Origin of the sequence: Buchnera aphidicola (Pemphigus obesinymphae) (genome assembly GCF_026122815.1) — a bacterium.
Lineage (GTDB): Bacteria > Pseudomonadota > Gammaproteobacteria > Enterobacterales > Enterobacteriaceae > Buchnera_C > Buchnera_C aphidicola_BJ.
On record NZ_JAIWQW010000007.1, the window covers coordinates 1 to 12,403 of the forward strand.

Here is a 12,403-nt window from a genome sequence, read left to right on the forward strand (position 1 = left end):
TTATTTTTGTTCCATTAGTAGCATTTAATAAAAAAGGGTATCGTTTAGGTATGGGAGGAGGATTTTATGATTTTATTTTAAAAGATTGGCAAAAAAATAATTTTCTTCCAATAGGTTTAGCTTATAATTTTCAGTTTGTATCTTATTTTCCTATTTTTCCTTGGGATATTCCTCTTCCGGTAATTATTACTCCTACAATATTATGGAAATAAAAATAAAAATGATTTATTAGTTATTTTAATTTTTAAAGATTATATATACAAATATATTTATAATTTTTTCTGAAATTAACAATGCTTTATTTTAAATATTTTAATAAATCTATGTCGTTTTAATGGTTTTTAAAATTTAATAGCAATATATTTGCCATGTTATATTGAGATTTGTTAGAAATTTAATATAAAAACGTAAAATTTATATATTTTAAAAATAAATAAAATAATTTTTTAATTAATTTTATTAATGTTTATTAGTTGAAATTTAAATTACTTATATATAGTTTTTTCTTGAAACAAATTGATTAATCACATATGGTATATATCGTATATGTTTAAAAGTATATGTTTACGGTGTTAATATTAATTTTAAATAGTTTATCAATCATTAAATTTTAATTCAATTAATTTTTTCATAAAAATAGATTAATAATCATTAATTTTTTATCATTTGATCGAAAATATATTTAAAATATTTTTTTTACTAAAATTTTGTATATATTGGGATATTTGTTAGAAATAGAATTCAAAGTATAAATAATCATAATAATGTTTCGTGTATCATATTTATATTTTTTATATCATCGGATATATATTTTAATGTTATTTAAAATAATATTTTTAGCAATACAAGAAATTTATTTAACCTATTGATTAATATTTTTTAGAAGAAGTGACATTACATGTAGGTATTTTGGTATTTTAATATCATATAATTTTATTAATGCTAAACATTTTTATTTTACTTGATTTTTAAGTTTTTTTATCTTTTTGTTAAATAATAATTTAAAAATGATTGATTATTACAATGCTTAATTATTCAAAGAAATTAAGGTTAAGATTATTAATATGAATTATATTTTTTTAAGTATTCGTTAAAATTTAATTTTTCTTTTTTTTCAATTTTTTTTTGTTTTTGATGAGAAAAAATAGATTCCTTAAACAAGATTTCATCATTTAAAATTGTCATTTTTTCTTTAATAAATTCTTTTTTATATTTTTTTGCTAAATTTAAACCTGTTTTTTTTATTCCATTTTTTAATATTTCCGATAATATTTTACTAGAATATGTTAATTCTGGATATTTAAAATTCATTTCAAATTCTTTACAAATTTTTTTATAATATTTATTATTGGAATTTTGATCTAAATGTTCCGCTATTTTATATAAATTTTTAAATATTTTTGAACTTATGTTAATGAGAGTTTCTTTTTCATATTTATTGTTAATATTTATTTTTTGATTTGGTTTTCTTCCTTCTAGGGAAATTATTTTCCAATTTTCGTTGTAGAATTCTAATTCTGAATAATTCATTTTAGGTGCATCTGCTAATACACACCAAATGAGAAATAAATCTAGAAATAATATTTGTTTTTTATCGATTCCTATAGGTGAGAATGGATTTAGATCAAGTGATCTTATTTCAAGATATCTTATACCTCTTTTTTCTAGAGCATCGGATAAAAATTCGTTATTTTTTATTTTTTGTTTTGGTCTGATTTGTGTATAAAATTCATTTTCCATTTGTAGTAGGTGAGTGTTTATTTGTTTTAAATTTCCTAAATTATCTTTTAATCCTATATTTTTGAATTTTTCTGAAATAGTTTTAGTAGCATTCCTTAAAGAATTTGTATATTGATGTAAACAATTAAAATTTATTTTTAATTTTTTTTCAGAGTCATTTTGGTATCCTATTGAACTAAGTCTTAAAGAGGTGGACCATGGTAAATATAACAAACCATTTTTGCTTTTTTTAAATTTAATATCAGAGTTTTTATTTTTTATAGAAGAAGGACATACTGCAGGAGAAGCACCAAATAAATAAGGAATAATCCAACCAAATTTGTGATAATTTCGTATTAATTTTAAATATTCAGAAGAAATGATATCTTTTTCATTTTTTACATTTTTTATCTTTCTCCATTTCTTCCAGAAATTGATGGGTAATGAAAAATTATAATGAACACCTGAAATTATATTCATAAAATCCCCATATCGATTTTTTAAACCTGTTCTATAAAGTGTTTTTATTTTTCCTATATTAGATTTTCCATATTGAGCTACTTTTACGGAATTATTAGGGTGTATAAAATACGGTAAGCTAAAAGGCCATAGCAATTCGTTTTTAATTTGTTTACTGGTAAATTTATGAAGGTCTTTTAAAAAAGATAATGAATAATTTAAGTTGTTACTTTTAGGTGTTACGAATTCCAATAATATTTCAGCAAAATCAGTAGTAATCCACTTATGAGTGAGAGCAGATCCTATAGAATAAGGGTGATCTGTTTTTGGCATATTTCCATTTTCGTTTATTCGTAAAGTTTCTCGTTCAATTCCTCTAGAAATATTTTTGAATATGTTTGGATTATGTTTTAACCAATCAATAGCATCAGAAATATCAGGTATCAATTTTATCTCCTTGTATTAAATATGTTTAAGATTATATTTTTGAGAAAAATATAAAAATTTTTTAAAAATTAAGAATAAAACGGAAAGGATATATTTTTGTTAAATTTTGGTAAAAAATGTAATTGTTTTTATTATCGGTTTTGCATCCGGAAGGATTTGAACCTTCGGCCTCTCGGTTCGTAGCCGAGTGCTCTATCCAACTGAGCTACGGATGCAAATATTTTTTTGGTGAGAGAGGGATTCGAACCCTCGATGCAGTATTTACATACTCCCTTAGCAGGGGAGCGCCTTCAACCACTCGGCCATCTCACCTTGCTTTATTTTTATAATTTTAAATTAGTTTTAGTCATTATAAAATAAAACTATTTAATTAATGATAGAAAAAATTTTATTTTATAATTATAACAAATAAATATTTTTTAGCAAAAATATTTATTTGTTATCTATGTAAAATTGAAAAATTTTTGAATTTTATAAAGATAAAGAATATGCTTAATGATTTTAAAACATGGTGTATCTTGCTGAAATTTTAGCAAGATACACTATTAATTGTATTAATAATCTGATTTTTTATTTTTTTCTGCCTGAATACGTTGATAAATTTCTTCACGATGTACTGAAACTTCTTTTGGTGCATTTATTCCAATTCGAACTTGATTCCCTTTAACTCCTAGCACTGTTACAGTGACTTCATCGCCGATAATGAGTGTTTCTCCAACTCGACGAGTTAGAATAAGCATTCTTTGCTCCTTGAACGATTAAGACAAGCTATCTTATTTGATTCTTGTTTTATATTATATAATACGGGGTTAAATACATATCGTAAAGCTATGTTGATATAAAATATCAACGGCATGTATCTATAATATTATATTATTGAATAAATCCATGATTTAATTTCTTTTAATGTTTTTGGTAATTTTTGAATATAAACACTTCCTCCTTCAGCAATATCTGATTTACCGCCTCCTTTTCCATCTATTTTTTTTAATATTATGCTAATAAGCTTATCAGCTTGTATTAATTTATGTAAATTGTTAGTGACACCTACAATCAGATTTACTTTATTATCGACAAGATTTGCTAAAATTATTATTGCTTGTTTAAATTTGTTTTTCAATATATCCATTATATTTCGAAGTGTTTCAAGATCTTGATCTTGTAATGTATTTATCAATAATGTTATATTTTTTATTTTAATTTTATTTTTACTTAATTTTTCTATTATATTGGCGACATTTTTTTCTTTTAATTTAGAAATATTTTTTTCTAATTTTTTTTGTTTTACGATAATTTTTTCAAAAGTTTTTTTTAAATTATTTGGATTAGTGTTTAAAATGGAACAAATTTCATGTACATTTTTTTCTTGAGAATGTATTAAATGTAATGCATTTTTACCAGTTTTTGCTTCGATACGGTATGTATTAGATGCTATTTTACGTACAGATGTAATTTTAAAAAAACCAATATCTCCAGTTCTGTTAGTATGAGTTCCTTTGCATAGTTCGTTGGAATAATGATCAATAGAAATAACTCTTACATGTTTTTCATATTTTTTGTGCGATAAGAAAATTATATTTTTTTCTTTTACATCTGTGAAATTTATTGTTTTTGTTTTTATAAGAATGTTTTTGGAAATATATTTATTTATTAATTCTTCTATTTCTTGAATTGTTTTTAATGGAATAGAGATATTATGAAAGAAATCGAATCTAATCCAATCAGGAGTTACTAAAGAACCATTTTGGTAAATATGATCACCTAATATTTTATGCAAAGCTGAATTAAGTAAATGTGTAGCTGAATGATTTTTTTGGATATTGGAACGGTATTGCTCATTAATTTCAGAAAACACTTTTTGTTCTACATGTAAAATTCCATGTTCAACTATACCAAAGTGAAGAATCATATTCCCATTTTTTTTTGTATTTTCTACTTTAAAGGTTCCTTCATTGTTGTAAATAATTCCAATATCTCCTATTTGTCCTCCTGATTCTGGATAAAAAGGTGTTTTATTAAGTAGAATAATTCCTTTTTCTCCTGATGATATAAATTGTTGCGTTATTTCATTTTTAATGATGTTTTTTATAACAGATTCTGTTTTGTATGTGTTATATCCCATAAATATAGATATATTTTCTACATTATGCATCATAATATAATTTTGATTAAATGTTTTCTTTTCTCTAGATCTATTTTTTTGTTTTTCCATATGTTTTTTAAAACTTAAAAGATCTACATGAATATTATGTTCACGACAAATTTCTTCTGTTAAATCGACAGGAAAACCAAATGTATCATATAAATAAAATGTTACTTCACCATCAAGAGTATGGTTAATTGTGGTTTTAATTTTTGAATGAAGAAGTTTTAAACCATGATTAAGAGTAGAACGAAATTGCATTTCTTCTTTTTTTAATATATTTTCAATATATTCTTTTTTATTTAAAAGATATATGTTATTAATGTTCATTGATTTATTGACGCTAGATACTAATTTATAAAAAAATATGGTTTTTATTCCTAATAAATATCCATGTCTTATAGCTCGTCGAATAATACGTCGTAATACATATCCTCTGTTTTCATTAGAAGGTAAAATGTTTTCTACTATCATAAAATATGATGCGCGAATATGGTCTGCAATAACATATAAAGATTGATTTTTTAAATCAGCAGTATTACTTATTTTAGCTATGTCTTTTATTAATATTTGGAATATATCAATTTCATAATTAGAAGAAACATTTTGTATAACAGCAGAAATACGTTCTAATCCCATTCCAGTATCTACCGATGGATTAGGTAATTTTACAAGTGAACCATCATTAATGCGATTAAATTGCATAAAAACAATATTCCATATTTCAATGTAATCATTTATTTTTTCCTCAAGATTTTTAATTTTTTTATTGAATGTATTATTTTTAAGATTATAAAATATTTCGGTACAAGGACCACATGGACCTGTATCTCCCATTTGCCAGAAATTATCTGAAATATCGGAATTTTTTGTTTTATTACCGACAAGTATAATACGATCAGGAGGAATACCTATTATATTTGCCCAAATATCGTATGTTTCTTCATCTTTTTTATAAACGGTTATTAAAAAATTTTCTTTCGGTAATGAAAACCATTTTTTAGATGTTAATAATTCCCAAGAGTACAGAATAGCTTTTTTTTTAAAGTAACCACCAAAACTAAAATTACCCAACATCTCGAAAAAAGTATGATGATGAGTACTGTATCCTACATTTTCTAAATCATTATGTTTTCCTCCGGTTCTAAGACAAGATTGAGCAGTAGCAATTTTAGAATATCGATTAGATTTATCTTGTCCTAAAAAAATATTTTTAAATTGATTCATTCCTGCATTAGTAAATAAAATTGATGTATCGTTTTTAGGTATTAAAGAACTACCTTGCATTATTTTGTGTTTTTTTTTGTGAAAAAATTTTAGAAATTGATTACGTATTTCTATGGTTTTTTTGTTCATAAGATTCGGTGTAGTTTAGATATTTAATATTTTTACTAGTTTATAGAAATTTTAAATTATTAATAACATTATGATTTAAAATTATTTTTTTTGCTAAAAATATTAATATCGATTATTAATTTATGAAATAGAAAATTAGTTAGATATTAGATTAAACATTTATTTTTTAACATTTGTTAACTTTTAAATTGTAAATGACAATTATTTTTATTTTTTATATTTCATATATCATAATTAATTATAGATTATAAGTATAAGGCATTTATTTTAAGTATATTCGTTCTGTGTAGAGTCAAAATGTATTATTAAATGATAAATTTTTTATGTTAAGCGAATAAATAAATTTTTTATTGAATAAAATATTTTTTGTCAGGTTGAAATATATTCAAGGTCATTTATGATTAAAAAAGAAAGAATATCACTAAGGATACCGGAACATTGTGGAATAAATACACGTTTAGATCAAATTTTAGCAAAGATTTTTCATCAATATTCACGAACTATGTTTAAAAAATGGATATTAAATAAACAAGTGAGTATCAATGGAAATATAATAGAAAAACCTAATACTTTTGTTAATTCAGGAGATATTATAATAATTAATATAATTTCTGAAAAGAAATACAGTTTCGCCGAAAATATTTTTTTAAATATTGTATATGAAGATGATGATATATTAGTCATTAATAAACCGATTAATTTTGTTGTTCATCCTGGTGCTGGAAATATTAACGGAACTGTTTTGAATGCTTTATTATATAAAGATGATCTTTTCTATAAAATACCTCGAGCAGGAATTGTCCATAGATTAGATAAAAATACAACTGGTTTAATGTTGATTGCAAAAAACGTTACTTCTTATAAAAATTTAATAGAAAGTTTAAAAAACAGAGAAATTGTTCGTGAATACGAAGCCGTAGTTGTTGGAAATATAATTTCAGGCGGAACAATAGAACAACCGATTGGTCGTCATATGAAATATAGAACTAAAATGTGTGTGAGTTCCATTGGTAAGAAAGCCATAACACATTTTCGTATTGTTGAACGTTTTAAATATCATACCCATTTAAAAATCAATTTAGAAACCGGAAGAACACATCAAATTCGTGTACATATGCTGCATCTTAGATATCCTGTTTTAGGAGATTCTGTTTATCGCGGTACATGCATTACACCTAAAGGTATGTCCACAATGCTTCTTAAAAAAATAAGTTATTTTTCTAGACCGGCATTACATGCTAGTAAATTAAAATTTATCCATCCTAAAACTAATAAGTTAATGGAATTTAACATAGTTCTTCCAAACGATATGCAAAAATTGATTAATATTTTAAAAAAAAATTAACAATATTGAAATAATTCAATAATAAATAATTTTTTTTTATTTAACATAATTATTATATCACATTTATTAATTTAATATCAGATAAATATAAATGTTAAACAGTAATTTTAAAATATTTTTATTGATTTAAAATTAATTTAAGTTAACCAAAGAGATAATTATACTATGTTTGAACAACCTATACTTGCTGATTTATTAACGGTTTCTATAATCAATTCAAATAATCAAGTTGTTAAAAAACCTTTACGAACGTCAGTAAAACAAGCTTTAAAGAATTATTTTTTACAATTTCATAATAAAGATGTAACTAATTTGTATGAATTAGTTTTAGCTGAAATAGAAAAACCGTTATTAGATATAGTGATGCAGTATACACGAGGAAACCAAACTAGAGCAGCATCAATAATGGGAATCAACAGAGGTACATTACGCAAAAAATTAAAAAAATACGGTATGAATTAGAATATACATATTGCACTTTCTAAAAGGAAGAGAGAGTGCAAAGAAAATATCATAGTTTATTTTTTAATGTTTTTTTAAAAGTCTATTTTTTATTTTTTTGACAGCACTTTTTAAAGACCAAAAATAACCATCTAATCCAAATCCACAAATGACTCCATCAGAAATATCGGAAAACCATGAAGTAGCTCTAAATTGTTCTCTTGCATAAATATTAGAAATATGAACTTCAATAAAAGGTATATTTACAGATAAAAGAGCGTCACGTAAAGATATACTGGTGTGTGTGAACGATGCAGGATTAATAATAATATAATCGATATTATCTTTTGCTTGATGAATACGTTCTACTAAAATATGTTCAGCATTAGATTGCAAATGATGTAATTTTACGTTTAATTTTTCAGCTTTTTGATTTAATTGTGTTAGTAATTCCGATAATTTTTTTTCTCCATAAACTTTGGGTTCCCGGATCCCTAATAAATTGAGATTTGGTCCATTTAGTAATAAAATATTTAATTTATTATTCATAATAATGTTTTCTTCTGAAGATTAATTTTTAATAAAATTTATTTTTATATTCGTAAGTTTATCATATTAATATACATTTATGAAAAATAAATAATAAATATGTATATATATATCAATATATTATTTTTATAGACAGTGTTTTTTGAAAGAGAATAAAATAATATCTATATATTTTATTTTATAAAAATAGTAAATTGGTTTTTATATTTTATAAATATACACAACTCTATTTACTCAAAAAAGATACATATATAAAATTTGTGTCTTAATATTTAGAAAGAATTATAATATATATTACGAAAATGTCACGTAAATAATGTGTTTTTAATGAATGTAATTATTGAATAATTATTAATTATAATAAGTAGGTCATAATGATACTTGATTTAGTTACAGAAAAATTATTATTATTAAATAATCTTAATAAACAAGATATTTATTCGGTTTTAAGCGATTTATCTAAAAAAAATATTGATTATGCAGATTTATATTTTCAGTCTGTTCTTCATGAATCATGGATATTAGAAGATAAAATCATTAAAGAAGGTATTTATGATATTGATCAAGGAATTGGGGTGAGAGTAATTTCTGGGAAAACTACTGGTTTTTCTTACACTAATCAAATTACATTAAAAGAATTAAAAAACAGTGTAATTTTAGTTAAGGATTTTGCTAAGAACCATTCTAGTAAAAAGATAAAGACTATATCTAAATTAAAAAATAAATTGTTATATGATTTTAAAAATCCATTGGATAGCTTTTCTGATCAAGAAAAGATAGAAATGTTATATTTTATAGATAAAACAGCTCGCAATTTAGACCAAAGAGTTATTAAAGTTAATTCTGTATTAAACGGTCAGTATGAACAAATGTTAATTGCGGGAACTGATGGAATTTTAGAAGCAGATATTCGGCCTTTAGTTCATATTTCTATTACTGTGATAGTAGAAGAAAAAGGGAAAAGAGAACGAGGTACTAGTGGAGGGGGGATTCGTAAAGGTTATAATCATTTTTTAAAACAACATTCTTCTGGTGTTGTTTATCTTGAATATTTAGTTAGAGAAGCAATAAGGATAGCTTTATTAAATTTATTTGCAAAAGAAGCTCCTTCAGGTAGCTTTCCTGTAGTGCTTGGGCCAGGTTGGCCAGGAGTATTGTTACATGAAGCTGTAGGTCACGGATTAGAAGGTGATTTTAACTATAAAGGAACATCTGTGTTTGCAGGTAAGATTGGAGAAAAAGTTACATCTGAGTTATGTACAATTGTCGATAACGGAATGATACAGTATAGAAGAGGTTCTTTAAATATAGATGATGAAGGTATTCCTGGTCAGTATAACATTTTAATTGAGAAAGGAATTCTAAAAGGGTATATGCAAGATAAGTTGCATGCCAATTTCATGGGGGTAAAACCAACTGGAAATGGAAGAAGAGAATCTTATGCTCATTTACCGATGCCAAGAATGACCAATACTTATATGTTACCAGGTAAATCTGAACCACATGATATTATCAGCAGTGTAAAATACGGGATATTTGCTTCAAATTTTGGAGGAGGACAAGTAGATATTACTTCTGGTAAATTTGTTTTTTTTACTTCTGAAGCATATTTAATAGAAAAAGGGAAAATAACTAAACCAATAAAAAAAGTAATGTTAATAGGATCAGGATTAGATAGTATGAACAAAATTTCTATGGTAGGGAATGATTTATCTATGGACAAAGGGCTTGGTATTTGTGTAAAAGATGGTCAAAGCGTACCTGTAGGTGTTGGTCAACCTACTATAAAATTAGATAGTTTAACAGTAGGTGGTACTAATTAAATAATGTTATTTTTATTTTTTAAAATGAAAAGCAACGTTTATTGATCATTTATTTAGAATAGAAATTATGCAGTCCAATATTCATATGTGACTGCATGATATTTTTTATTTGACGGTACATAAATTAGTTAATTTAATTTTTCTTTAATTCGTGCTGATTTACCTTTTCTATATCTTAAATAGTATAATTTAGATTTTCTTACGTCTCCTCGTCTTTTAACTAATATTTTATCTATTAAAGGAGAATATATTTGAAATACTCGTTCTATTCCTTCTCCATTAGAAATTTTTCTTATTGTTACTGAAGAGTGTAAATTTCTATTTCGGATGGCAATTACTACCCCTTCGAAAGATTGAATTCTTTTTTTAGAACTTTCTACAACCCAAACTTGTATTTCTAAAGTATCTCCAGGACGGAAAAAAGGTATATTTTTTTTCATTTGTTCTGTTTCAATTTTTTTTATAATATTCATTAATTAGTTATTCCTTTAAATTAATTTTTATTTTTCGTTCTTTCCAATCTTTTTTAAATTCGTGTAATAATATTTTCTGTTCTTTAGATAAATCTATAATTTTTAAAAGATCTGGTCTTTTTAACCAAGTAACACCCAAAGATTGTTTTAATTTCCATCTTTTTATTTTAGCATGATGACCAGACAATAATATTTTAGGAACATGCATTCCGTTAATAACGTTTGGTCTGGTATATTGAGGACAATCTAATAATCCATTATAAAAAGAATCTTCTTGAATGTATTTTTTTTTACCTATTAAATCTGGAATTAATCTAGACAAAGTATCTATAAATATCATAGCTGGAAGTTCTCCACCACTGATTATATAATCTCCAATAGACCACTCTTCATCAATTGAACTAAGAATTAATCTTTCATCTATACCTTTGTATCTTCCACATATTAAAATAAAACTAGATATTTTAGATAGCTTTTCAACAGATTTTTGATTTAATTTTTTCCCTTGAGGAGAAAGATAAATAATTTTAGCATTGTTTTTTATTTTCTTTTTTGCATATTCAATAGCTGTAAGCAAAGGTTTAACTTTCATTAACATACCTGATCCTCCCCCATAAGGACGATCATCTATTGTATGATGTTGATCAGACGTGTAGTCACGAGGATTCCATATTGTAATTTTGATAATGTTTTTTTTAATTGCTTTGCTAATAATTCCATAATTTTTAATTATATTAAACATTTCTGGGAAAATACTAACTATATTAAATTCTATTAAAGTTTTATATGGTTGATTTAATAATTTTTTATTCAAATATAGGATTCCAATGTACCGTTATAGTTTTGTTGACAATATCGATATTTTTTATGACTTCATTTTCTATAAAGGGTATTAGTATTTCTTTTTTTTTCTTATTTCCCCTATAATTTTTTATTACTAATATATCATTTGATCTAGTTTGTAAAAAATTATCTATTTTACCTAAATAATTTCCGGTATCAGATATAATTTTAAAATCAATTAAATCATTCCAATAGTATTCATTTTCTTTTAATATTGGAAGTGTTTTTTTTTCTATTATAATATGACAGTGAGTTAATAGTTGTGCTTCATTTCTATTTTTTATGTTCTTTATTTTTATTAAAAAAAAATCTTTATTGTTTTTCTTATATTCTAAATGTAAAATGATCCATTGATTTTCTTTTACAGTAAACCAGGGACAGTATTTAAAGATATCGTTTTTATTTTCGGTAAAAGAAAATAATTTAACCATCCCTAAAATACCGTGAGCTGATCCTATTTTACCTATTATGCAGGGATCGTTGGGTTTATTGCATTTTTTATATATATTAAACATTTGATACCGGTAATTTTTTACTTTTTTTGATTAAATAATTGGTTCTTTTAGAAACAGCTGCTCCTTGACTAGTCCAATATTGTATTTTTTCCATATTAATATATATTTTTTTGTCTTTAGAAGAAGCAATAGGATTAAAAAATCCAATTTTTTCAATAAATCGTCCATTTCTTGGGAAACGGCTATCGGAGACAACAATTTGGTAAAAAGGACGTTTTTTTGAGCCATGACGAGCCAAACGTATTTTTAACATATAAACCTCTTTTTTATAAAATAGTATGTGATTTACA

Annotated in this window: 12 protein-coding genes and 2 tRNA genes; 4 read left to right on the plus strand and 10 right to left on the minus strand. The window is 24.1% G+C overall.

What is annotated here, in order from left to right:
• Positions 1–212 (plus strand): 5-formyltetrahydrofolate cyclo-ligase (locus LDP10_RS01705; protein ID WP_321160494.1); only part of this gene is annotated, 212 nt, incomplete at its 5' end.
• 847 nt (positions 213–1,059) lie between these two features.
• Here the strand turns inward: LDP10_RS01705 and gshA are convergent.
• The 5 genes from gshA to alaS form a co-directional block, all read right to left on the minus strand.
• The gene (gshA, locus tag LDP10_RS01710; RefSeq protein ID WP_265197016.1) at positions 1,060–2,625 is read right to left on the minus strand and encodes a glutamate--cysteine ligase; all 1,566 of its coding nucleotides are present in this window, start codon (positions 2,623–2,625) and stop codon (positions 1,060–1,062) included.
• Positions 2,626–2,766: 141 nt separating this feature from the next.
• Positions 2,767–2,840: transfer RNA gene (locus LDP10_RS01715), tRNA-Arg, on the minus strand.
• 11 nt (positions 2,841–2,851) lie between these two features.
• A tRNA-Ser gene (locus LDP10_RS01720) sits at positions 2,852–2,937 on the minus strand.
• Between the two features lie 242 nt (positions 2,938–3,179).
• Entirely contained in the window at positions 3,180–3,365 is a 186-nt protein-coding gene (gene csrA / locus LDP10_RS01725) for a carbon storage regulator CsrA (protein WP_265197017.1), read from the minus strand.
• Between the two features lie 128 nt (positions 3,366–3,493).
• The gene (gene alaS, locus LDP10_RS01730) at positions 3,494–6,124 is read right to left on the minus strand and encodes an alanine--tRNA ligase (RefSeq protein ID WP_265197018.1); all 2,631 of its coding nucleotides are present in this window, start codon (positions 6,122–6,124) and stop codon (positions 3,494–3,496) included.
• A 397-nt stretch (positions 6,125–6,521) separates the two neighbouring features.
• On the opposite strand from alaS, the gene rluD reads away from it, so the two are divergent.
• Both rluD and fis read left to right on the plus strand, forming a co-directional pair.
• A complete protein-coding gene (rluD, locus tag LDP10_RS01735) occupies positions 6,522–7,469 on the plus strand; it encodes a 23S rRNA pseudouridine(1911/1915/1917) synthase RluD (RefSeq protein WP_265197019.1) in 948 nt (315 codons plus the stop codon).
• A 165-nt stretch (positions 7,470–7,634) separates the two neighbouring features.
• Positions 7,635–7,931, plus strand: coding sequence for a DNA-binding transcriptional regulator Fis (fis, locus tag LDP10_RS01740; RefSeq protein WP_265197020.1), 297 nt, complete (start codon positions 7,635–7,637; stop codon positions 7,929–7,931).
• A 63-nt stretch (positions 7,932–7,994) separates the two neighbouring features.
• Here fis and aroQ read toward each other — a convergent pair whose 3' ends face one another.
• Entirely contained in the window at positions 7,995–8,459 is a 465-nt protein-coding gene (gene aroQ / locus LDP10_RS01745; RefSeq protein WP_265197021.1) for a type II 3-dehydroquinate dehydratase, read from the minus strand.
• A 374-nt stretch (positions 8,460–8,833) separates the two neighbouring features.
• Here aroQ and tldD point away from each other — a divergent pair, with 374 nt between their 5' ends.
• Complete coding sequence (gene tldD, locus LDP10_RS01750) at positions 8,834–10,282, plus strand: metalloprotease TldD (RefSeq protein ID WP_265197022.1); 1,449 nt, start codon at positions 8,834–8,836, stop codon at positions 10,280–10,282.
• Between the two features lie 128 nt (positions 10,283–10,410).
• Here tldD and rplS read toward each other — a convergent pair whose 3' ends face one another.
• Genes rplS through rpsP form a run of 4 tightly spaced genes read right to left on the minus strand, consistent with a single transcriptional unit; the run spans position 10,411 to position 12,366 of the window.
• Positions 10,411–10,755, minus strand: coding sequence for a 50S ribosomal protein L19 (rplS, locus tag LDP10_RS01755; RefSeq protein WP_265197024.1), 345 nt, complete (start codon positions 10,753–10,755; stop codon positions 10,411–10,413).
• Between the two features lie 7 nt (positions 10,756–10,762).
• The gene (trmD, locus tag LDP10_RS01760) at positions 10,763–11,530 is read right to left on the minus strand and encodes a tRNA (guanosine(37)-N1)-methyltransferase TrmD (RefSeq protein ID WP_265197045.1); all 768 of its coding nucleotides are present in this window, start codon (positions 11,528–11,530) and stop codon (positions 10,763–10,765) included.
• A 31-nt stretch (positions 11,531–11,561) separates the two neighbouring features.
• Complete coding sequence (gene rimM, locus LDP10_RS01765; protein ID WP_265197025.1) at positions 11,562–12,113, minus strand: ribosome maturation factor RimM; 552 nt, start codon at positions 12,111–12,113, stop codon at positions 11,562–11,564.
• Positions 12,106–12,366 (minus strand): 30S ribosomal protein S16, encoded by a 261-nt coding sequence (gene rpsP, locus LDP10_RS01770; protein WP_265197026.1) that lies wholly within the window; start codon positions 12,364–12,366, stop codon positions 12,106–12,108. The genes rimM and rpsP overlap by 8 nt, the downstream gene beginning before the upstream one ends.
• Positions 12,367–12,403: the final 37 nt, after the last annotated feature.